Annotated in this window: 19 protein-coding genes; all 19 read right to left on the minus strand. The window is 26.3% G+C overall.

The window, feature by feature from the left end:
- Positions 1 to 36 precede the first annotated feature (36 nt).
- The 19 genes from nrdE to BCB68_RS09665 all read right to left on the minus strand — a co-directional run bounded on the left by nrdE (position 37) and on the right by BCB68_RS09665 (position 24,814).
- Positions 37 to 2,136 carry a class 1b ribonucleoside-diphosphate reductase subunit alpha gene (nrdE, locus tag BCB68_RS09580; protein WP_094080573.1) on the minus strand — a complete coding sequence of 700 codons (2,100 nt, stop codon included), beginning with the start codon at positions 2,134 to 2,136 and terminating at the stop codon, positions 37 to 39.
- Between the two features lie 82 nt (positions 2,137 to 2,218).
- Positions 2,219 to 2,590, minus strand: coding sequence for a class Ib ribonucleoside-diphosphate reductase assembly flavoprotein NrdI (nrdI, locus tag BCB68_RS09585; RefSeq protein ID WP_094080574.1), 372 nt, complete (start codon positions 2,588 to 2,590; stop codon positions 2,219 to 2,221).
- Positions 2,591 to 2,601: 11 nt separating this feature from the next.
- Complete coding sequence (locus BCB68_RS09590) at positions 2,602 to 2,841, minus strand: thioredoxin family protein (protein ID WP_094080575.1); 240 nt, start codon at positions 2,839 to 2,841, stop codon at positions 2,602 to 2,604.
- A 328-nt stretch (positions 2,842 to 3,169) separates the two neighbouring features.
- Positions 3,170 to 4,606, minus strand: a complete 1,437-nt coding sequence (gene rlmD, locus BCB68_RS09595) for a 23S rRNA (uracil(1939)-C(5))-methyltransferase RlmD (RefSeq protein WP_094080576.1) — start codon at positions 4,604 to 4,606, stop codon at positions 3,170 to 3,172.
- A gap of 125 nt (positions 4,607 to 4,731) precedes the next feature.
- Entirely contained in the window at positions 4,732 to 5,880 is a 1,149-nt protein-coding gene (locus BCB68_RS09600; protein ID WP_094080577.1) for a pyridoxal phosphate-dependent aminotransferase, read from the minus strand.
- A gap of 120 nt (positions 5,881 to 6,000) precedes the next feature.
- The gene (locus BCB68_RS09605; protein WP_094080578.1) at positions 6,001 to 9,144 is read right to left on the minus strand and encodes a hypothetical protein; all 3,144 of its coding nucleotides are present in this window, start codon (positions 9,142 to 9,144) and stop codon (positions 6,001 to 6,003) included.
- A gap of 37 nt (positions 9,145 to 9,181) precedes the next feature.
- The gene (locus tag BCB68_RS10980; protein WP_257789798.1) at positions 9,182 to 9,304 is read right to left on the minus strand and encodes a hypothetical protein; all 123 of its coding nucleotides are present in this window, start codon (positions 9,302 to 9,304) and stop codon (positions 9,182 to 9,184) included.
- A 110-nt stretch (positions 9,305 to 9,414) separates the two neighbouring features.
- Entirely contained in the window at positions 9,415 to 11,292 is a 1,878-nt protein-coding gene (locus tag BCB68_RS09610; RefSeq protein ID WP_094080579.1) for a hypothetical protein, read from the minus strand.
- Between the two features lie 152 nt (positions 11,293 to 11,444).
- The gene (locus BCB68_RS09615) at positions 11,445 to 11,711 is read right to left on the minus strand and encodes a type II toxin-antitoxin system RelE family toxin (protein ID WP_094080580.1); all 267 of its coding nucleotides are present in this window, start codon (positions 11,709 to 11,711) and stop codon (positions 11,445 to 11,447) included.
- Positions 11,696 to 11,923 (minus strand): type II toxin-antitoxin system RelB family antitoxin, encoded by a 228-nt coding sequence (gene relB / locus BCB68_RS09620; protein ID WP_018498169.1) that lies wholly within the window; start codon positions 11,921 to 11,923, stop codon positions 11,696 to 11,698. The genes BCB68_RS09615 and relB overlap by 16 nt, the downstream gene beginning before the upstream one ends.
- Before the next feature lie 77 nt (positions 11,924 to 12,000).
- On the minus strand, positions 12,001 to 12,900 hold the full coding sequence (locus BCB68_RS09625) for a coiled-coil domain-containing protein (protein ID WP_094080581.1): 900 nt from the start codon (positions 12,898 to 12,900) through the stop codon (positions 12,001 to 12,003).
- A 17-nt stretch (positions 12,901 to 12,917) separates the two neighbouring features.
- Entirely contained in the window at positions 12,918 to 15,269 is a 2,352-nt protein-coding gene (locus tag BCB68_RS09630) for a hypothetical protein (RefSeq protein WP_094080582.1), read from the minus strand.
- A 17-nt stretch (positions 15,270 to 15,286) separates the two neighbouring features.
- Complete coding sequence (locus BCB68_RS09635; protein ID WP_094080583.1) at positions 15,287 to 17,437, minus strand: hypothetical protein; 2,151 nt, start codon at positions 17,435 to 17,437, stop codon at positions 15,287 to 15,289.
- A gap of 108 nt (positions 17,438 to 17,545) precedes the next feature.
- Complete coding sequence (locus BCB68_RS09640; protein WP_094080584.1) at positions 17,546 to 18,751, minus strand: hypothetical protein; 1,206 nt, start codon at positions 18,749 to 18,751, stop codon at positions 17,546 to 17,548.
- 12 nt (positions 18,752 to 18,763) lie between these two features.
- Positions 18,764 to 19,321, minus strand: coding sequence for a hypothetical protein (locus BCB68_RS09645; RefSeq protein ID WP_094080585.1), 558 nt, complete (start codon positions 19,319 to 19,321; stop codon positions 18,764 to 18,766).
- Between the two features lie 87 nt (positions 19,322 to 19,408).
- Positions 19,409 to 20,029 carry a hypothetical protein gene (locus BCB68_RS09650; protein WP_094080586.1) on the minus strand — a complete coding sequence of 207 codons (621 nt, stop codon included), beginning with the start codon at positions 20,027 to 20,029 and terminating at the stop codon, positions 19,409 to 19,411.
- Between the two features lie 77 nt (positions 20,030 to 20,106).
- On the minus strand, positions 20,107 to 20,694 hold the full coding sequence (locus BCB68_RS09655) for a hypothetical protein (protein ID WP_094080587.1): 588 nt from the start codon (positions 20,692 to 20,694) through the stop codon (positions 20,107 to 20,109).
- Positions 20,695 to 20,696: 2 nt separating this feature from the next.
- A complete protein-coding gene (locus BCB68_RS09660; protein WP_094080588.1) occupies positions 20,697 to 24,077 on the minus strand; it encodes a helicase HerA domain-containing protein in 3,381 nt (1,126 codons plus the stop codon).
- 29 nt (positions 24,078 to 24,106) lie between these two features.
- Positions 24,107 to 24,814: a hypothetical protein gene (locus BCB68_RS09665; RefSeq protein WP_157697383.1), complete on the minus strand. Its 708-nt coding sequence runs from the start codon at positions 24,812 to 24,814 to the stop codon at positions 24,107 to 24,109.
- Positions 24,815 to 24,860: the final 46 nt, after the last annotated feature.

Genomic DNA, 24,860 nt, shown 5'->3' on the forward strand with positions numbered 1-24,860 from the left:
TAATTAACTTAAAATTATTTATTAATAAAAATTTTATTATACTGAACATGAAATACACTCCTCAATCGTAGCTTTCCGAGTTCTAGTATAATAAAGTGATTTTAACCCCAATTTATGCGCATAAATATAAAGTTTTGAAATATCTCTTGTAGTATCAGAGCTCTTTGTGTGAAGAATTATTGAAATTCCTTGATCCACATGTCTTTGGATTACTGACATTAATTTTAACACATTTTTTTGATCCATGTCGTAAGCTGATTTATAAAAGAAAAAGTTATCATTTGTCAAGTATGGCATTGGGTAAAAAGTTTTACTGTCCCCATATTCTCTCACTTCTATCATGTCAACTATTGGCATAACTGAAGCTGTCGAATTCATAATATACGATGTTGACTGATTTGGTGCAATTGCCAGTCTATAAGCATTATAAATTCCGTATTTCATAATTTGATCTTTTAATTTTGCCCAGTCTTCTGTCGTCGGAATATACATTCCTTCAAACAACTCTTTCACTTTATCAGTTTTTGGCTCATAATTTTTTTCCAAATATTTGTCAAAATATTTTCCATTCGCATATTCTGATTTTTCAAAATCTTTAAATGTTTCGTCTCTCTCTTTTGCAATTTCCATAGATCTTTCTAACGAATAAAAATTTACCATCATAAAGAAAACGTTACAAAAATCAAGTGCTTCACGGCTTTCATACATAATGAAGTTTTTAGCTAAAAATCCATGTAAATTCATTGCTCCAAGACCAACAGAATGTAATTCCTCATTTGCTTTTTTAATTGTCGGAACAACATCAATATTTGTCAAGTCTGAAACCATTGTAAGTGAATCAATCGCAGCTTTTGTTACTTCTTTAATTCTTTTATTTTCCATAACTGTTGCGATATTTAGTGAACCTAGATTACATGATATTCCTCTTCTTATCGTATCTTCTTCGTAATAAGCATTAATGTCTGAAACTTCTGATAATTGACATATCTCGGTACAAAGATTTGAAAATTTCACACTTCCAATTCTTTTCAAAGCATGTTCTTTATTTGCGTTATCTTTAAAGAAAATATACGGATAACCACTCTCTTTTTGAGATTGTGAAATTTTTACTAAAATTTCTCTTGCATCAACTTTTTTCTTTTTGACATTTGGATTATCGATTAATTTTTCATACATTTCGTTCATATCCATCTCATCTAAATATTTTCCATATTCCAAAAATACTGTATGCGGATTAAATGTGTAGCAAACTTCCCCTTCCTTGGCAAGTTCCAAAAATTTGTCTGGAATTATTACTCCTGTTGAAAGTGATTTTATTCTCACTTTTTCATCGACATTTATCTTTTTACAGTCCAAAAATTCGTTTATATCCGAATGGAAAACATTTAAATAAACAGCTCCTGCTCCTGCTCTTTGTCCCAATTGATTTGCATAAGAAAAAATATCCTCTAAAATCTTCATAATCGGCAAAACTCCAGAAGCTCTTCCTTCCACACCTTTTATCGCTTCTCCTCTTGCTCTTATTTTCGACAAGTTAATTGAAACTCCTCCTCCAAGTGAAGAAAGCTTCATTGAAGAGTCAAAAATGTATCCAATTCCGCTCAAATTGTCTCCCATTTCATCTAAAAAGCAAGAAACAAGTTCTCCTGCTCTTTTTTTTCCAGAGTTTAAAAATGTCGGCGTCGCTGGCTGATATTCCTGATTTATTAACATAAGTGCATATTCTTTTGCTTTTTCCACATCTCCTTGCGCTAAGAATAGCGAAACGATTGCAATTCTGTCTTCATATCTCTCTAAAAATTTTTGTTCTGTGTCATCTTTTAACGCATAGCTTTGATAAAATTTTGAAGCACTCATAAATGATGCAAATCTAAATTTTTTGTCATAGACCAGTTTAAAGACTTCCTTAATTTCATCATGCGAGTACATTTTGTAAAAATCAATATAATAATCGTTTTTTATTAAATATCTCATTTTTTCTTCCAAATTATGAAAAAAAACTGTATTTTTGTTGACATAATCCACAAAATATGAATAAACTGCTTCTTTGTCTTTTTCCAGCTGAAAATCCTCACCTTTTTTAATCATTATTTCATTATTTAGATAAATCCATTTTTTTGCTCTGTTATCTACCATTATTTATTTTTCTCGCTTTCTTTTTTATTTTGTAAAATTTATCTTTCCCAGAAAAACTTTTAAATTTTAAAATAAAGTTTTTTTATTTATTATTTTTTTCAACATAATCAATAAAATGTTTCACTTCTCTATTTGTTCCAGATAATTCAAATTTCATACAAACTGGAATTCCATATTTTTCTTTTATTTTGTCTGCAGCAACCGCAAAATATACTCCCCAGTTCATATTTCCGCTGGAACTAATTGATTTTATATATTTACTGTTCTTTTCCAAAAATCTAGCTGTAGTTTCTGGAACTTCACCTATTTTTGTCGTAAATGTAACAAAATGCCCATCTTTTTTGACTTCCAAATCAGAACTAATTTTAATAATTTCCCAGTTTGGTCTTTCGCCTTTTATTTTTTCCATAAATCTTTGAACATTTCCAGTTTTTGAGTCATAATATATAACCATAAGATTCTCCTCTACAATTCCGAAGCCATTTCGTTTAATTCTTCCATTTTGAATCCCATAACTCTTTTTACTTCAGCGTCATTTTCCATCAAAATCACAGTTGGAACTGTTCTCACCCTAAACTTCATAGCCATTTCTGGATTGTCAAAAGCATTTATTCTTTCATATTTTACACCTTTTTTATCTAAAAACTTCGACACCATCGCACATGGATTGCAGTCATTTTTTTCAAATTTAATTATTTTTTTCATATTTCATTCTCCTTTTCTTATTTTTAAGTTTAATATTTAATTTCAAACTAAAAAACACAATATATTGTGTTTTCTTTTTAAAAAAATTCATATATGTAGTGTATCTTATTTTTTAAAATTTTTCAATAAGATTATTTTTAAAATTAAATTAAGAAGTTTGCCAATTGTCTTAAATAAAGATTTTTTTTAATATATATATTTTATATATTTTTGAAATAAATTTTTGATAATTTAACTAATGAATTAATGTTTATAATTTTTTTTATTATTTTTATAAAAAAAATTAAAAAAAGAGAAAATCAATTAAAATCTTCTCCCTATTAATATTTTATTTTTCAATCTTTCTCAACCTTGATACAACTTCCATATGCTGTGTAACCGGAAACATATCAACAGTAACCATCTTTACTAGCTTATACCCATTTTCCTGCAAAATCTTCAAATCAATATTAAATGTTTTTGGATTGCAAGACACATAAATTATATCTTTCACATCGTATTTCAGCAATTTATTAAGCGTCTTTTCACCAACGCCTGCACGGGGTGGATCTAAAATTATAATATCTGGCTTGATTCCATTTTTATCAAATTCATCTAATTTTTCAAAAACATCTCCTGAGATAAAATGAGCGTTTTCGATACCGTTCAATTTTGCATTTTCATTTGCTTTTTCAACAGCCTCTTCCACAAGCTCAATTCCATAAACTTGTTTTGCCCTTTTTGAAACAATTTGCCCAATCGTACCTGTTCCACTGAATAAATCGAAAACAACTGAATTGTGAATATTTTCCCCTTCAATTTCATCTAAATAATCCAATACTTTTCCATATAGTTTTGCCACTGTTTTTGAATTTGTTTGAAAAAAACTGTACGGACTAATTTTAAATTTTAATCCTAAAATTTCTTCTTCCAAATCTCTTTTTCCAAAAAGAATTTCCTCACTTTCAGAAACAACCGAATCAGAAAAATTATCATTAAATGTATGTAAAATTCCTGTTATTTTGAATTCATTCTCCAGCTCCAAAGCCAACAATCCTTCAACTAAACCTTTTTGAAATTCCAATTTTTTCTCATCTTCAATTTGAGTTGTCGTAACCATATTTACCAAAATTTGTTTCGTAAAATCCGCTTTTCTAATAACTAAATTTCTAAAAAAACCAATATGATCCAATCTGTGATAAAAATCCAGCCCTGTCGCTTTTGAAAATTCATTACAAAAAACATAAATTTTATTAAAGCTATCATCCATCAATTTCAATCCATCTACTTCAACAATATCATGAAAACTGTTTTGTTTATGAAGTCCCAAAATCATAGGCCCGTCTTTCATAGCATTTCCGTAACTAAATTCCATTTTATTTCGATATTTTTCCACTTCGACACTTCTAACTGGCTCTTCAAAAGTAAAATCATATTTTGCAATTTTCTTCACTTCTTTTTCAATGTTAAAATTTTTCATCGCAAGTTGCTCATCATATGAATAATACTGATAATTACAACCACCATTTTGTCTAGCAATTTCGTCATAAATCGCATTTTTTCTTCCTGCAAAATCAATAATTTCACATCGAATCAATTCATATTTTCTTCTTCTTTTCACAAAAATACCTTCAACAATTTGTCCTTCAGCAGCATTTATATTTGGAAAAATCCTATTTTCATCATCTCCATAAAAACCGTACGCACGACCTTTCGTATTAAGTCCTGCTATTTTCAGCTGTATTTTATCACCTTTTTTTAAAATTTTTTTCTCTTTATTTTCCATTCCATCTCCATTTTCCTATAAAATTTTCTCACTTTAATTAAAAATAAATTTGGTAATCCCATCATTTATACAAGATTACCAAACAAATTTTCTGCAATTTTAAAAATTAATTTCTATTTTTATTTTTATTTAGATTCAATATATTTTTTCAATCTCGCAATCGCTTCTTCCAATACAGGCAAGTCATGCACAATCGAAAATCTCACATATCCTTCCACTTGAAATGTAATTCCTGGAATTATTGCTAATTCAGTCTTTTCCAACAAATCCAAAATAAAATCAAAAGAACCTACATTTTTAAACTTATCAATTGTTTTGTATGTCGCAAATACATAAAATGCTCCTTTAGGCTTCAAGCACTTAAATCCTAATTTTTCCAATTCTTCCACAAAATAGTAAACTCTTTTTTTGTAAATTTCTGATAATTCAGTCGTGTCTGAACAGTAATCTAATGCTGCAATTGCTCCATATTGTGACAATGTCGAAGCACTTGTAACTGTATATTGGCTAATTTTTTTCACTTGTGACTGTAAATTTTCACTAGCAATCGTATAACCTAATCTGTATCCTGTCATCGAATGTGATTTTGAAAAACCATTAACAACTATCAATTGCTCCTTCAAAATATCGCTATATTTTGCAAACGAAGTGAATTTTTCAAATGCAATTTGAGCATAAATTTCATCACTTAAAAGATAAATTTCTTTATCCTTCAAAAATTCAACAATTTTTATCATTTCTTCTTCTGGAAGCGTTATTCCTGAAGGATTATTTGGATAAGTCAAAATTATTAATTTAGTTTTTGGTGTAATATATTTTTCCAAGATTTTCTCAGTCAAAATAAAATTATTTTCTTCCAAATCCATAAAAATGGTTTTTGCTCTTGCAACTCTAATTAATGGCTCATATCCAACATACGCTGGAGTTGGAATTAACACTTCGTCATCTTCTGCAAGAATTGTTTTAAGTGTAGAAGAAAGTCCTTCAGTCGAACCAACTGTAACTAAAACATTGTCTTTGTTGTAATTTCCTCCAAATTTTTCATTATAAAATTTTGCAATTTTCTCTCTTAATTCAGGCATTCCACCCACAGGTGAATATTTGATTGGGCTGTTTAAAGCATGATAAGCGATTGCTTCCTTTACTTTTTTCGGTGCATCCGTATCTGGCTCCCCAATTGTCATATTTATTACATTTTTATAAGCTGACAATCTTTCGTGAATTTTTCTTATATCTGATATTTCTATTCCTTTTATTATTGGATCTATGTACATTTATTTACTTCCTTTCTAAATAAAAAAATTATTTTTATAATTTTTTTAATTATAACATATTTTTATTTATATTTCTAATTTTATAATAAAAAAGGAAACAAGGTAATTTATTTATTTTTTCTAAATTAATTCACTAGACACAATTTTTTTCTTGTCAGCTTCTTTAATATCTTCACAAATCACATACTCAATTGTATTTGGATTTTTCAATCTAATAAAAAGACTTCCACTCTCATCATCTTGTACCAAAATCCGTATTCTCAAACATTCTGAAGCTGGAAATTCTTTTCCCTCTGCTCTTGTATCTCCCGAATAAAGTACTTCTATACTATTTTCATTTTCAATATCGTCATATTTTATCCACTCATTGTATTTTGTATTAAAATCAATAATTGGAACAAATCTTCTTTTCTTACTATATCCTATGCAATATTTAAAATTAATTTCTTCATTTTTAGTGATATTTCTAAACGGTATATACTCAACTTCTCCATTACCTTCTCTCAATTCTACTAATCCAAAGGCTACTCCTGTTTTAGAATTTAATCCTATAACTTCTCCTTCTGTTTCATTTTCTATTGAGTAAGCATCTTTCAAAATAATATTATACTTTTGTTTAAATTCTTCTGTTAATTCATTTTCAAATATTTCTTCCACAAATTTACTTTTTGAAGAATTTCCTGCCAAGAAAATATATATTTCTTTCAATTTTTTACCATCAAATACCACTTTGAATTTTTCTAAAAATGATATTACGCCATTATAAATATTTTTTTTCAAAATTTCATCTAATCTGTTATAATCAATATCCAATTCTTCATTTTGATACTGACCTGATTTGTTTGAAAGATAAATCGTTTTTTTCAATTTTTCTTTTTCTGTTTCTTCCAATTTTCCTTCCCAATAATCTCTCATTGATTCCATTATTTTTTTCATATTGTACTCAGCTTGATTTGACTCAGACACAAATGTTTCAAACCCTATTTTAGATTTTTGATTTATTGGCAATGAAATTTCATATCCCTTCTCAAACATCTTTTCTCTATTTTGCAAAAATACATCAAAAGCAATTAATGATAACAAATTTTCTCCACCTAAATATTTATCTCCTCCACTTTCAAGTTCCTGTATTTCATAATCATATTTTCTAGAATTTTCTTTTTCACGATAGATTCCATAAGAAAAATCTGTTGTTCCTCCACCAAAATCAAATACTGAATATCCAATTTCATTTTCCAAGTCTGGTTCTACACAGAATTTTTTCAATGCAGTTATCGCATAAGAAGCAGGTTCACTTGCTCCAAATTTCACTCTAAAATTCTTCATAATTTCTTCGTCATTTAAAATTGAATTTGGAAGTGACTTCATAATACCTTTTCTAAAACTATTCAATATTTTATTTTTTACTTCCAGTTCATAAGTTACTGGGAATGATAAAATGTATTCTAAAAATATCGAATATTGTCCCATATTATTGATTCTACAACCAATATAGTAAGCATAAATTTCTATTGGATCAAACTCATTTTCATTTAATTCCAAATAACCATTTAAAATTATTTCTTTTCCAGTTTTATCAGCTATTGTTTTTTTCTTATTTTTATTTGCAGACCATTGTTTTAAATCTAACATAAACTCGTTTATATCAAAATTATTTTGAGTTCTTTTCAGTTCATTTTCAGCATCAACCGAAACTTGAATATCATCATAATGCGTATATGGTCTACCTTCTGAAGACAAATACTCCGTTATAAATTTTTCAATATTATCAAAATGAATAATTGTAGCATTTTCATAATTTTCGGTTCTTTCAATAGCATCTAAATTCCCAGAAATTCTAATTGGCAAAGTTTTACTACCATTTATTCCCTCATTATCATCTTTATACGAAACAACAACCGTACTTTTAGTCCCAAAATCAATTCCAATTACCCCTGATTTAACAATGTCATTTTTAGGATTTCTGCTATAAATTTTCCTATCTAAGATGTCTTCATTTATTTTTTCTCCATCAATAACAACATCATTGTTTTCATCTGTGGCTTCAAAAATATCCCAGCTTCCTTTGTTTCTGTCATATATTTCTGTAGTATATTTTTTACTTCTGAATCTATCATAATCTTTGTCAACAAAAATTGAAACTAATTTTTTGATTCTAATTTCTTTTTTCATATTTTCTAGTTCGTTTGGTAAAATTTCTTGAAATTCTTTTAATTCTGTTATAACTTTTTCTTTTAAATTTTCAGCCTCCCGGACTGTTATCTTTTTTAACCCTTCAATATATATCCCACCTTTTTGAATATAATTCTTTATTTTAGACAATCCTTCTTCATCCAATTTTTGTATAGCTTCTTTTTGACTATTTTTTAAAATTTCAACTTTATTTTTATTAAACTCTTCTTTTAAAATTTTTTCTTTTTCATTTTCAATAAATTCATCAATTTTTTTAAAATTACTATTATAAATCATTCTAATTTCTTTTATTTTTTCATCAAATTCATTCTCGATATTTGAAAATTTTAATATTTGTTTTCTTACATTTTCTTCTTTTGATTCTGCCTCTCGTAATATTTTTTCTTTTGTTTTAAAATATTGCTCTTCAGCCATTTTTAAAATTTGTAATTTTTTTTCAACACTAGGATTGAATATTTTCATTTGAACAAAATCACCAGTATAATATCTTAAAAACATATTTTCAATTAAATATGAAACTTCCATGTTTGTTCTACTTTTATTTCTGTCATATGCCTCTGAAGATAAACAAATATATTTTTTCTTACCTATTCTATCTTCCCAAATCATTTTTGTATTTTTTATAACTATATTCTCCAAAATATTCGGAATTCTTTTTACTAAATTTACAAATTCACCACTACCTTTTGAAGAAACTTCTCTCAGTTTTTTTAATATATCTTTTATTTCTTCTTGTTTTTTATTATTAAATTCAATTTCAATATCGCCATCATAATAACAATAATAAAATAATTTCTTTTGCAACCACAATATATCTTTATTATAAACATCTTCTTCATAATAAGCTATATCATCATTATCATACTTCTCATTATCCGAAAAATATACAGTTAATTTTCTATCAGTAAAATTTTCATATAATTTTTTACTACCTAGTATTTCTACCTCCCCAACATCTCCTATTTGACTTAAAATATCATTGTAAGTTTTCTTATAAGACTGATAAGCCTTTCTAATTCCATTTTGATAACTTTCTGGTATATCTACTGATATTCTCAATTCTTGATTCATTGTTTTTCCTTTCTAAAAATTATATTTTTAATTCCTATTACAACTCTCTCTCTACAATTTTCCCCTCATCAATCTTCTCAACATCTTCACAAATTACATATTCAATCGTACTTGGATTTTTCAATCTAATAAAAAGACTTCCTTTGTCGTCATCTTGCACTAAAATTCTTATTCTTGAACACTCTGAAGCTGGAAATTCTTTTCCTTCTGCTCTTGTATTTCCTGAATAAAGTACTTCTATTATTTTTTCATCTTCTACATCATCATATTTTATCCACTCGTTGTATTTTGTGTTAAAATTAATAACTGGAATAAATCTTCTCTTTTTACTATATCCAAGGCAATATTTAAAATTAATTTCTTCATTTTTGCAATATTTCTAAATGGAATATACTCTACTTCTCCGTTACCTTCTCTCAATTCTACTAATCCAAAAGCTACTCCTGTTTTTGAGTTTAAACCTATAACTTTCCCTTCTGTTTCTTCCTCTATCGAATAAGCATTTTTTAAAATGATATTATATTTCTGTTTAAATTCCTCTGTTAATTCATTTTCAAATATTTCTTCCACAAATTTACTTTTTGAAGAATTTCCTGCCAAGAAAATATAAATTTCTTTTAATTTCTTATTATTAAATACTGTATCAAATTTTTCTAAAAATGAAATAATTCCTCCATAAATATTTTTCTTTAAAATTTCGTCTAATCTATCATAATCCACATCAAGCTCTTCATTTTTGTATTGATTTTCTTTATTTGAAAGATAAACTGTCACTTTCCCTGAATCCTTCAAACTTTCTTCCAATTTTCCTTCCCAATAATCTCTCATCGCTTCCATCATTTTTTTCATATTATACTCTGCTTGACTCGCTTCTGACACAAATGTTTCAAATCCTATTTCTGATTTTTTATTCGCAGGTAATGAGATAAAATATTTACCATTAACTAATTTTTCTCTATTTTGCAAAAATACATCAAATGCAATTAATGACAATAAATTTTCTCCACCTAAATATTTATCTCCTCCACTTTCTAATTCCTGTATCTCATAATCATATTTTCTAGAATTTTCCTTTTCACGATAAATTCCATAAGAAAAATCAGTCGTTCCACCACCAAAATCAAATACTGAATACCCAATTTCATTTTCCAAATCTGGTTCTACACAAAACTTTTTCAACGCAGTAATCGCATAAGAAGCAGGTTCACTCGCTCCAAAAACTACCCTAAATCTCTTCATAACCTCTTCGTCATTCAAAATTGAATTCGGTAGTGATTTCATAATTCCTTTTCTAAAACTATTCAATATCCGATTTTTTACTTCCAATTCATAAGTTACTGGAAACGAAAGATAATATTCCAAAAATATCGAATATTGTGCCATATTATTAATTCTACAACCAATGTAGTAAGCATAAATTTCTATTGGATCAAATTCTCCTTCTTTCAAATCCAAATACCCATTTATCGTATGCAAAAATCCTCCTTCATCTCTAATTTTTTTCTTTTTATTTTTACTAGAGGCCCATTGTTTCAAATCTAACATAAATTCATTAATATCAAAATCTTCTGTATTTCTTTTCAATTCATTTTCTGCTTCTAATGATACTTGGATATCTTCATAAAATGTATAAGGTCTTCCTTTAGATAAATTATACCACTCAATAAATCTTTCTAAATCACTAAAATGAATAATTGTAGCATTTTCATAATTTTCTGTTCTTTCAATATCATTCATATTTCCAGAAATTCTTATTGGTAATGTCTTACTATTGTTAATCCCTGCATTATCATCTCGATAAGATACAACTACTGTACTTTTCGTTCCAAAATCTATTCCAACTACTCCTGATTCAACAATATCATATTTAGGATTTCTAGCATAAATTTCATCTTCTATTTCTATAATTTCATAATTTTTTCCTTCTCCAATACATAAATTTCCTTCTCCATCTAAATCATCAAAAATATCCCAACTTCCTTTATTTATATCTTTAATTTCATTTTCATAAGTTTGTCCATTAAATCTTTCAAAATCTTTTTTTATATAAGCAGGAATTTTTGAATTCTCTTTCCCTCTTATTTCTATAAATTTATCCAAATTTTTAATTCTCATCGTTTTTTTATTTCTAACTTCTCTATTTTCCATTTTTATTTCTTCCTTTCATTTTTTAGTTACTTATTCCAAATTCAATATTTATTGTAAATTTTGCCACTATAAAATCTATAATTAATATAAAAAATTTTAATTTCCTTCTTTTTACTAAAAATCACAGCTAAAATAAACTGTGATTTTAATTTTTATTTATAAATCTTACTTCTATGTCCAAAATCAATAGCCACTATTACCAAAATATCATCCTGAATATCCACAATAAGCCTATAATCCATTATTCTATACCGCCAAAGCCCTTTTAAATTTCCTGTCAATGCTTTTCCTTTTATTCTTGGATTTTCCACATCTACAAGATTCTTTTTTATATATGAATATAGTGTTCGTTTAGTAGATTTATCTAACTTTTTTATTTTCTTATTTAACTCTTCCGAAATTTCTACTCTAAATCCCATTCTTTAGCTGCCTCCTCAAATGGAATTGTTACTAACTTCCCTTCTTCCTTTGCTTTTAAATACTCTTTACATATTTCCAAATCATATTCATCTTCTATTTTCTCAAATATTAGATCTTTAATATATTGAGATACCGAAAATCCTTTACTCTCAATAAATTTTTTTATTACTTTTTCCTCTTCATCATTAAATCTAATTGAAATTACAGACATTAATATCACTCTCCTTTTTTGTTTACATTGTAAACTAAAAAAATAAATAAGTCAATTTTTTATCTTTCTATAAAAATTTAATCTAAAATAACAAGTGACTGTTTAACAATATCACCTTTCCTATTTTTATATCCTTTAAATACAACTTTTTTTACTTCATTTTTTGTATAACCAGTATTTACTGGAATTGATGTTATAGGATTATATCTATCTCCTATTTTATTATCTAAAAATGTATAAACAGGTGCTGAAAATAATAAATTATATAATTCAAAAAAGTAATAGTATGTTTCTATCAAAATTTCTGTATCTTTTGGATTTTCATTTTTTTGGATATTAAATTCAATTTGTTCCCATAATAATTTTAAATTTGATGCTTGCAATCCTAGTCCTAAAAATATTTCTTTTCCTTTTTTTTCTGTAATTATAACTTCTATTCGTTTTTTTTCATTTTCAGAAATTTTCTTAAAATCATTAAAGATTTTTTCAAAATTATCATTAAAACTTTCATTTGATGAACTATTTTTAACTACTTCTTTTGCTTTTTGTTTTTCTTGATTCAACTCTTTTTCCAACTCATCTATTTTTAAAGTCAAATTTTTTTCTTTTTTCTCTGCTTCATTTTTCAAATTTTCTTTTTCAGAATTTAATGTTTTTATTTGTTGCTCAAGTTTTTCCTTTTCTCCATCATTTCTATTACTTTCAAATTTTTTTATTTTCTCATTCAATTTTCTAATTTCATTTTTCAATGTTTCTTCATTTGATGAACTACTTTGTAAACTTCCCAATTGACTTCTTAAATTTCTAATTTCTATTTTTAATCCATCATTCTCTGCTTTCATTTTTGCTTCATTTACAATTCCACTTTTTTTCAACATTTGATTTCTTTTACTTTTTAAACTTTCTGATAAGTTTTTTATTACCCATAATAAAAAGATAATTATCGCTATTAATATTACTATTATTACTGCTGCCATAATATTTTCCTCCTAAATTAATCCAAAACTTCCGTCCTAATCTCTTCTAATTGTTGTCCTCTCTTGTTAATTACTGTGTAATCAATGGTGTCTTTTCCTCTTGATTTTATAAAAATATCTGCATCTGCATAACTTCTTTCTATTTCTAAAATCAAATTATATATTTCACCTTTTTTATTCATAAAATTCAGACATATTTCTTTCTCATCTGCTGATAAAGTTTTAATCCATTCTTCTTCACTATTATTATCTAGTAATACTTGAAATTCTTCATTTCTTTTTATCCCAACCTTATACAAAAATTCTTCTTCATCAACAATTTTTTCTTTATACATTTTTATCCATCCACTTCTTTGACAAAGAAGAAGACCATAAACTTTAAAGAAATTTTTATTTAATTCAATCCCATTTTCTAAAACAATTTTATCTCCCTCAAAAATTTCAATTATATCAATTTCAAATTCGTACTCTTCCATTTTTTTAAAAACTTCACCAATAACAAAATCTTTAAATTCAGGCATAACATCAAATATTATTTTTACTTTTTTAGAAAAAATATTTTTGTTATTTTCAATATCTAAAAATAAAATTTCTAATTTTTTCCAGATAAGTTCTTGTATTTCCCAAAACTCTTTTCCATCAAATTCTTTATTCAAAAATCCGTTTGCTACTTTTTTATTAATTTCTAAATCGTATCTCTCATTATCTAATATTTTTTTATAGTATCCCATTGAATAAGTATATTCATTTTTATCTAATTTTAAAACAATATAATTTGTTGGAATATCTGATATTTCTATTTTTTTACTGCTTTGCTCACTTAAAATTCCAGCAAGTAAAGATGTTGTATTTTCCACTCGATACTCTACTTTATATTTGCTCATTACTTTATCTTTTAATACTGAAGTTGGGATTGATTTTCTTATACCTTTTTCAAAATTGTATTTTATAAAATCAAGTTCCTCTTTTGTTCTAATATTTGAAAATGACAATGAATATCTCAAAAATATTTTTTTATCAATTTCATTATTCAAATAAAGTCCCAAAGTATATGCAAATATTTCAATTAAATTTATTTCTTTATCTATTTCTTCCAAATAAATTGTATTTTTAAATGGGTTTTGAAAATCTATCCAATAAAAATTTTCTTTATTTTCAGTATTTTCATATTCTTTAAAAGCATCATAAGAAAACAAAATATCATTTTTTGAAGTATTTGGTCTGCTCTCAAATTTTTCATAATCTTCCAAAAATTTTTTAATATTACAAAATTTCATAATACTCAAATTTTCTATAGAATCCTCATTTCTTTTAGAAAAAATACTTTTAGGATATATTCTACCATCTGAATCTTTTATTAATACTCTAACCATTTCATTGTCAAATTCTATCAATACTTGTGCATTTTTATCCACGTTATTAAGCGGATTTTCTCCGTAAATACTTTCATCAGAATACACTTTTCTAAAATCTTCACTTTTAGAAAATTTTCTTTTATCATAAATTGACCATAATCCTAAATTCATATCTTTTAGATTTGGTTTTAAATATTCAATTTTACTTTTATCATTTTCTTCTTCTAAAATTTTATCCTCGAGAAATCCCTTTTCAAAAATAATTTCTCCCTTTTCAATTAATTTTCTTAAACCCTTCACATTTTTCACAATAACTACATATTCATCGGTTCCTTTTTGAGCCATTCCTATAATATTAAAAAACATCATATTTGCCAAATTTTTAGAAATATCTAATTCTCGATCAAAAATATAAAATTTCCCATTTTTTCTTTCAATTAATAAATTTAATATTTCTATCGTAGCATTCGTATTCAACGATATTTCTTTTATCGGAAATATTATAGAATTTCCTTCTTCTTCAGTAAACATTTCAAATTCTATATTATAAATTTCATAATTATTATTTCGATTCATCAATATTTTTTGAAAATTGTTATTACTTATTCTTATTTTCCCATTTTCAAAAATTTTTCTTTGAATATAATAATTTTCATTCTTAATTTGTTTAAATAAATATTCATTAGGAATTGAAGAATTGAAATCTAAAATTCCATATTTTGACAATTCCTCTTCGTATTCTTCTTTTCTTTCAATTATTTCATTTTTGTTTTTCACAAAAATAGGATCTTTTAATTTGTAAATTATCAGTTTTCTTTTTATATCTATTATTTTAGTTTCTGTCTCTACTTTTGTATTAAAATATTCCAAATAAAGTCTTTTTTCAATATTTTTAAATAACTCTATTATTTTTTCTTTATTATCAATATATAACCTAGAAATATAGTTATATAATTCTTCTTTTTTTATAGTATCCTTATGCAAATACACGACCTTATTGTTTACTTTTAACATCTTTACACCATTTCTTCCTATTCATTTGATAAATCTATCTCTTTTGGCTCTTCTATATATTCATCTTTTTTTATTTTTTCACTATTAGAAACGCAATACTCAATTTTATTTGGAGAAATACTTCTTATATAAATATATTCGTCATCATCATATTCATCATCTAAATCAATCATAATTGTTTTTATATTTTCTAATTCAACATCTTTCAATAAGTTAGAATAATTATCTGTAAAGTAAATTTCATTTTCTATCTCATTTGCTACAATATATTTTTTCCACTCATCATACCCAATTTTTTTATCCAAAATATTTTTAAATTCTCCATTTCTCTTTCTTCCAACAATATAATTAAACGGAACTTCTTCTACTGAACTCTCTGTTTTTATTTCTCCATTTTTTCTAAGCAAAATACTTCCATAAGCAACCCCTGTTTTACCATTTGGAATAAATTTATTTCTATCAATCACATATCCCATTTCTCTTTGTTTTTCTTCAGCTTCTTCTGTCCCTAGTGGCGGAAATATCTTTACTTTTTCACTAAATTTTTCATTTCCATCTACCATTTCTACTTTTTTTGCTTCAAAAATTTCTTTAATATATTCAGATTTACTTGAATTTCCTGCCAGAAATATGTTAATTTCATTTATTGTTTTACTTTCTACTGTTGAAATTAGATTTGCAAAAAACTCATTTACTCCTTTTTTTATCATTTCTCTTATTCGATTTTTTAATCTATCAATATCCACTATTAAATTAACTGTAGTTTGATTAGAAAATTTATCCAATAAATTTATTGACAATTCTCCTAAATCATCATTGTAATTATCAGGCATATCACTGTTTTCCCAAATAAATCTTAATCCCTCAGCTATTTTTATTAAATTACTTTTAGCTTCTTTTGTTTCATTTATCATATCATAATTTTTCAATGGCACTTTTTTGTTTAAAGGTAGAGAAATTTGAAAATTCCCCTTTCTCAAATTTTCAATATTTTCTTCTGACATAAATGTTTCATATGCTAATGCACTTAAAATATTTTCTCCTCCTAAATACTTATATCCACCCGATGAAATACTTTCCATTTCATATGAATATCTATCATCATCTTCAAGTTTTCTAAAAATCCCAAAATCAAAATCTGTTGTTCCACCACCGAAATCAAATATACCATAAAATACTTCTTCATCTTTTACCCTATTAAAAAAATTATATTGTTCCAATGCTGTGGCCGCATAACAAAATGGCTCACTATTAAAATTTCTTACAGAAAATTTTTTCATTATTTTTTCATTGTTTAAAATCGTTACAGGTAATGATTTTTTTATTCCTTTTTCAAAGCATAGTCTTATTTTTTCTCTTATAGCTTTTTCATAAGTTACAGGATAACTCAAAATGTATCTTAAAAATATTTTTTTATTACACATATTATTAAGATTTAATCCAATGTAATAAGCATACAATTCAACAGGAGTAATATCGTCTTCTGAACCTTCTAAAAATTTTTTTATACTATACTCATTTCTTCTATCTTTTATATTAATTTTTCGATTTCCACTCGCCCATTGTTTTATATCTGACAATATTGAATTCAGTACTTCAGGTTTATTTGAATTTACAAAATCATTTTGTGCATGATGTGATACTTGAAGATCATTCCATTCAGTATAAGGACGCCCTTCTTTTTCTTTATACAATCTTAAGAATTTCTCAAAGTCTCCAAATTCAATCATTGTCGGATTTTCAAAATTCTTTTCTTTATAATTTTCATTAGCACTATTCGAACCTATTTCTAATGGATATATAGTTTCTGCATTATCTCTATAAATTGCAACTGTACTTTTTGTTCCAAAATCTATCGCTACAATTGCACTTTTTTCTACATCATTTTTTGGATTTCTCCCATATACTTTTATATTCTCTTCCTGCACAAAAGGCACACTTTCTGACCCTTTCACATCATCAAAAACATCCCAATGCCCACCATTTATATCAGTTAATTCTGATTCTAATAACTCATTTAAATTTGCTCTTTTATATTCACTTTTTTTATAATATTCTTTTATTTTAATATCATTCATAAAACAATTCTCTCTTTCTGCTATATTTTCTACCATTCTTTTTATCTCATCTTGTATTCTATTTCTTTCATCGCCAAATTTTTTACTCAATATTCTCAACTCCAAAATACATTTTTACAAACAAAATAACTTTAAATCTTTCTAAATATATTTTTCAACATTTTTTAGATTCTTTAAAGTTATCTTGCTCTTTATTTTTTATTTTAATAAAACAATAGATTGATACAATAATTTTTTGTCTCTTTTTCTTTGATACCCTTTCACAATAACTCTAGCTACATCACCATTGCTCACACTATTTGAAGATGGTATTTGAGAAATTGGATTGTATCTTTCACCAATTTCAGGATTTACAAACTCATACACTTCTTCATCATACTCTTTATTCATCACATTAATTACATAGTCATAGATTTTAACTAACACAGCATAAAAATCAGCATTCTCAATAAAATCATTTTTTAAAAAATCTTTATAATTTGAAAATTTTGTAGTTACCAAATATAAAAACATATCTTTTCCCAAATGTGGTTTTAATATCGCGTCATATTTCTCTCTATCATTTTCAGGAATTTTCAAATACTCGCTATAAAGAGCTTCTAATTCTTCTAAGTCTTTAAAATCCGCTAATCTTGATATTAAGTTATTCTTATCATTTTTTAATTCATTATTATCTTTTTCTAATCCAAAAATTTTATAATCTCTATTTTTCACATCTTCTGTCAAAGAACTAACTTGATTTTCCAAACGAGTTATCGATTGATTTTTAGAAAGAATTTCTCTTCTTAAGTCATCAACATTTTTTTCTAAATTAGTTTTTTCTCTCAACAAATTATTTATTTTGAAGTTTAAATCATTTATTTTAACATCTCTAGATTTAATTTCTCCATTTAATTTTAAAAATTCATCTTCTGCTCCCTTTTTAAAATTTGAAAATTTTGTTTCTAAATTATCGAAATTATCTTTTTCTTGATTTAAATCTTTACTTAATTTTTTAATTTCATCAATTTTCTCATTTTTTTCTTCTTCTAATTTTTTATTTTTTTCTTCCAATTCAGTATTTTTTTCTGTTAGTTCTGATATTCTTTGATCTTTTTCTTCTATCTCTTTTATTTTTTCATTTTTTAAATTTTCTAATCTTTCCTTTAAATCTAGATTTTCTTCTTTTAATTCATTTTCTTGATTTTCATTTCCAAAATTTAAGTTATTTTTCTCTTTTACTTCTTTTTTATCTTCATCAGAAATCGTTTCTTTTGGAGAATAAATATTATTTAATTTCTCAATTTCAGATATTCTCTTTTCTAATCCATCAACTCTTGTACTAATTTTGGCTATAATCGATAAAATACCTTTTATTTTCTCTATACTATCATTTAAAATTTTTCCTGTTTGTCCATCATTCATTTCTATCTCTCCTTAATTTCCTTTCAACTTCTTAGCAAATATTGAACTCAAATTCACTTCATCTTTTGCTACTGTATTCAAATTTTCTTTCTTTTTAGAAATCACTTTTGACCTTTTAGCATTCACTTTAAAAAAATTTTCATTATTAGTCTTTACAAAAATTTCATTTTTAAAATTTTCTTCTTCTTTTGTTCTAATAAATTGTTTTCCTTTTTTAGTTATGAAAATCTTTTCGTTTTCATTATTAGAAATTTTCAAAACTACATTTTCTTTTAAATTCACATTTTCAAGCAAAATTTTTTCCAAAGTCTCTAAAGTGAAATTACTATCTTCTAAAACTTCAAAATCATTAAATCCATTATAAATTTCTTTAACTTTTTCAAAATCTGTACCAAAAATCAATAAATCAAAAACATTTTTTGAACGAAAATTTTTTTTTAACCACGATAAAAATTCTTTTACTTCCCTATTACAAAATTTTTCTCCTTGATATTTTTTTACATTTCCATTATATTCTGTCAAAATTCCCTGTTCAGAAACATAAATCGCAATCGAAATTTTCACTGTCATTTTTCTCAGCTCCTCTCAATTATTCTTTTGCTGTTTTTTCTATATTTTTTTATTCTGATATAATTTCTAATCAATATATGTTCTTTATTATATTTTTTCGTTTAATTTTTCAAGTTCTTCATCCATCTTGTCTAATTTCTCTTTTAAATAATCATACATTGCAACATCATCATCTGCGTCTAATTCATTATTTAAATATGCATCTATATTTGTTGTAGGAATTTTACCATTTTTATGATCTTCTAGCATTTTTTTAAATTCATTTGCATCCATTTTTATTTCAGCTGCTCCTTTTATTGTTCCAAATGAAATAGGTTCTTCCAACCCTAAATCTTCACCAAAAGCCTGAAATATTGTTGAAATTGTATTTGATTTATGTTTTTTCTTCTCTGTTTCATTTAAATTTTCTAATTTATGTTCTTCTTCAGGAGTTAATTCTTTCATTGATTCTTTTACAGCATTTATATAACTTGCAACACTTTCATAGTTCTCAGGTTTTATATCTCTAACTTCTGCTGTATAAGAGAATCTTTCATAATCTCTTGGCTCTATTTGGCTTTTTGGACTTAACAATTTTACTATACCTTCAGCTAAATTCGCTATTCCGGAAAATAGTGCTCTTCCTACACCAGCTATTGCAGTTCCCACCGCTCTAATTGCTCCTGTTATTGCATGTCCTACCCCACTAAGAAAACTCCAAAATCCCATTTTATTCATCTCCTCTTATTAATTTTTATTACTATTTTTTTCTTTCTTATATTTTTTTATTTTACTTTAATGATGTATCATCCCATTTTATCCAATTTTTCTTTTAAATAATCATACATCGCTACATCATCATCTGCATCTAATTTATTGTCTAAATACGCATCTACATCCATTGTAGGTATTTTATTATTTTTATAATCCTCTACCATTTTTTTAAATTCTGTTGGATTCATTTTTATTTCAGCTGCACCCTTTATTGCTCCAAATGAAATTGGTTCTTTCAATCCTAATTCTTCTCCAAAAGCCTGAAATATTGTTGCTATCGTATTCGATTTATATCTTTTCTTTTCTGTCTCACTTAAATTTCCTAATTTTTGTTCTTCTTCAGGTGTCAATTCTTTCATTGAATTTTTTACATCACTTATATAACTTGAAACATCCTCATAATTTTCAGGTTTTTTATCTTTTATATTAGCTGTATAAGAAAATCTTTCATAATCTCTTGGTTCTATTTGATTTTTGGGACTCAATAATTTTGCTATACCTATAGCTAAATTTACTATTCCAAGAAACGGACCTACTCCTAGACCAAGTATAGAACTTCCTATCGCGCTAATTGCTCCTACAACACCACTTATTGCTGATGCTATCAAACCAAATACCATTTTTACTCATCTCCTTTTCCTAATTTTTCCATTGCTAATTTTTTTATTTCTAAAGGATCTCCACTATCTATTTTTTCATCTGTTATTTCTTCTGACAAAAATTCTATTATATTTTTCTCTAATTCTTCTACTCTATTAATTTCTTCTAATTTATGTTTTTTCTTAACAAAATATTTTTCTTTTAAATATTTTGCTAATAGATTTTTTTCATTTTCTGTTGCAATTCTTATATTTTTTACATATTCTTTGTTAGCTTTTTTAAAAATATTTGATCTATCTCTTATATCCCTTATAGAAAAATTTTCCAATGCTGCATACATATTTTTGAAACTACTTAGCAAGTCACTTCTGCTAAATTCTATAATAGTTTTCATTTCCTCAAAAGTCGGCTCCCTATCAAAAATATTACTTTCTGAAAATATTTCTCTTCTATAATTTTCTCTATAGTAATTAATGCAACTATCTTTCAATATTTGTTCATCTACTTCTTCATCCGAAGTTGTATTTGTCAATAATTTTATTTGAACTTGTACTGCTTTTGACCATCCTTGAGAAAAAACAACTGCTCTTCCTGTTGGCAAACTAGATAAAAATTCTTTTTGTTCTTTTTCCAAAATCATTGTATTTCCAACCGATTCTTTATCATCTTCTGCAAACAATTTATGAATTATTTTTGTATTCGTATTTTTCAACACTTCAGGAGTTAATTTATTCGGAATTTGATCAGCAATTATTAACGATTCTCCATATTTTCTAACTTCAGCAAGCATGTCAGCAAAAATTTCCACACCTTGTTTTTTATTAACCGAATCTCCTGGCTCAAATTTACTAAGTAGTCTATGTGCTTCTTCAATCAATGTAATATGTTTAAAATGTTTATTTTCTTTATATTTTGCTCTTAATGCTTCTCTTAAATTCGTCATTATAAGTCCCATTACAAAAGATTTTTCTCCAGTATTTTTTACTTCTTCTATTTCTAAAACAACTTTTTTATCTAATAATCCCACAAAATCAATACTTCTCGGTGTATTTAACATAAGTCCTTTTGAACCTAGAGTCAAACTTTGTAATCTAGCTTTTATTGAACCAATATAGTCTTTTTTCAATCTTTCATCAAATCCTTGTTTCTCAGCTACAGCATCCACTTTTTTCAATATATCATTGAATGTAGGAAATGCGTAAACATCATCTGCAAATGGATTTTCAAATTTTGTATTCTTATTCGTATTTACATTCCAACCATAATCTTTGTAACATTCATATATTGTTGATTCAATTAATTGTGGTATAGCTGCTTCCATATCAAATGAGGCTTCAATAGCAGCTTTTATCATATCTACTCTCGAAGTTAAACTTTCGTGTGGAAAAAACTCGAATGGATTCAATCTAAATGGTGCAATATTATCTTGACCTAAAGTAAAAATTACCATATCTTCTGTTTTTTTACTAAGTTTCATAATTCTATATTCCGTTTTAGCTGGTTCCACTACCAAAAATGGCATTCCACTTTCAAGCAAAATTCTTTGACAAGTAGTCGTTTTACCTGTTCCTGTTACTCCAGCAACAAAAATATGTTTATTCAAATCTTTTTTATCAATATTTACTTCTGAATTTTCTAATATTTTCCCACTTTGTACCAAATTTCCTAGTTCCAATGGTTCTTTCATTTTTTCATCAGTTGTATTTAATCCAAATTCCACTTGTTTTGTTACTTTTAATCCGTTTACTTCTTTTCTAGGAAGTCCTGCAATCAACGATAATTCTTTCGATGAATAAAAATCATTAACAAATCCATTTCCTATTTCTATTGAATTTACAGTATAGAACTCATCTTTTTCAATATCATTTTGAATTTTATTCATTTGAAAATTAACTAAATTATTTATTATTTTTTTATCTTTCACATTATCTAATCTGTAATATTCCAATGGCCTTTTATTCCCTTTTTTCCCAGAAGATAATGATTTCAATGTATTTCCCAATTTAAGCAAAGTTGCAGAATTATCAGCAAAAATATATGTATTTACTCTAAATAACCCTTTTCCTTTTCCATAATCAATTATTGGCAATAAAGTTTCATCAATATATGAAATCCATGAATGAATTTCTTTTTTTATAATTTCAATATTTTCTGTTTCAGATGTTCCTGTACTAGAACCACTATTTTTAGTTGTACTGTTATTTTTTGTAGTTCCAATTGTCTTATTTTCCGAAGTTCCTGATGTTTTGCTAGTTGAAGTTCCAGTAGCTTTACTCAATGAAGTTCCTGATGTTCTACTTGTCGATGTTCCTTTAGCTTGGCTAAGGTTACTTCCTTCTGTGATTGTTTTACTTCCTCCTTCTGATTTATTTTTATTTGTTCCCCATGATGTTCCAGCACTTTCCCCTGTTGAAGATGATTTACTACTTGTAGAAGAACCATTACTCGTTCCTGTTGTCGTACTTTTACCTGTATTTTCTGTTTTGTTAGATCCCTCAGAATTACTCCAGGTATTTCCAGTAGCTTTATTATAATTCGTTCCTTTTGTTTCACTTTCATTAGAACCTTTAGTATCACTAGCACTGCTTCCTTCTGTTTTTGTCTCACTAGATCCACTAGTCTCATTACTACTTTTACCTTTTGCTGTACTCTCACTAGTCCCACTTCCTACAGTAGCACTCTCCCCAGTATTATTACTTTGATTTTCCCCCAATTGATAACTTCTCTTATGAACTGTATTATAATAATTATACTGTTTATAAATATCCTTCTCAATCTCTACAATTTCCTCTTTCTGAATTGGATTAGCATAAATCACAAGTCCAAATGTCCCTTGATTTCCCACGCTCATTATGTCAATTAATCTGTCAATTCCCTGAAAATCACTTCTATCTTCAGATTCATTTATTCCAGGATTTCCTTCAAAATATGCATATTTATTCCCTTGATTTCTTATAACCTTCAAAACTTCTTCTTTTTCATCAGAAATAATTTCTTTTATCTTACTTCCTCTAAAATTCCCTTCAATACTCGGTTTTAAAATCATATCTCCAACATCTTGCAATTCCAAAATGCTATTGCTTGAATCAATATAACTGTTTTTCGCAACTCCAAAATAAATCGAAACTTTTTCTTTCGTCCCCAAAATAATGTACAAAAAATTATTAAAACTATCCCTCAATGCTCCCAAAACATTCTCAAAAGCCTCTCTTCTCGGTGCTTTTTCTTCTTCTTCATAAGTAATCTCATTAATCTTATAAAGTGCAATATCCCCAAAATTCTCCTCTAACAAATCAAAATCCGTCACTTCATAAATATCAGTAAATAAATCTTGTTTTTTTACTTCATTCACTAATTTTGTGTCAATTTCTTTTAAACTTTCTATTAAAGTTTCTTTTTTCATATTTTTTTGCCTCCAATTTTTTAAAAATTTTAATAGATGTCTCCAAAATAATTTTTAACTTCAGCTGATTTTGCATTTTTTTCATAGATTAAATCTATTAAGAAGTTCATGAAATTTAATGTGTCATTTAAGTCTATTTTGAAAGTATAATATCCATTTCCTTTATCATTATTATTATCAGAATATTGATAATACCATCTCATTTTTAAATATATTTCTCCTGTTTTTTCTATTTTTAAATTATAATGCCCATCAATAGAATACCATTTTGCATCACTATTATTCCCATGATAATTTGTATACTGATAATCATTATAATCATATGAACATCTCTCATTCTCCCAACCTAAAAACGACCCCTCATACACATAAGACATCGGCAACTCCCTTACAATATTATCCTCAGTCTCTTTCTCATTCGGCTTATCCCCATACTTTCTAAACTTAAATTTATAATTCGCTAACTCCTCTTTTGTTTTCCAAGTTTCTTTCAAAATATCTCTCAACGGAACTGCTCCACCCGAAATAAATCTCATTTTCAATAACTTCTCAATCCCACTTCTATCACTTATCGAATACAACAACTCCATAAATTTCTCATCATCTGTCAAATATTCTTCCGCATTCTCCCTCAAATAATCTACATTTAACTGCACCACTTTCAATGCCTTAGTACTCTCATCATTCATTGTTTCAACTTCTTGCACATCTTCAATCACAATAATATCATCACTCATTAAATTTTCTCCTCATTTTAAAATTTCTTTTTATTATCTTTTATCT

The sequence above is a fragment of the Leptotrichia sp. oral taxon 498 genome (assembly GCF_002240055.1).
Taxonomy (GTDB): Bacteria; Fusobacteriota; Fusobacteriia; order Fusobacteriales; family Leptotrichiaceae; genus Leptotrichia; species Leptotrichia rugosa.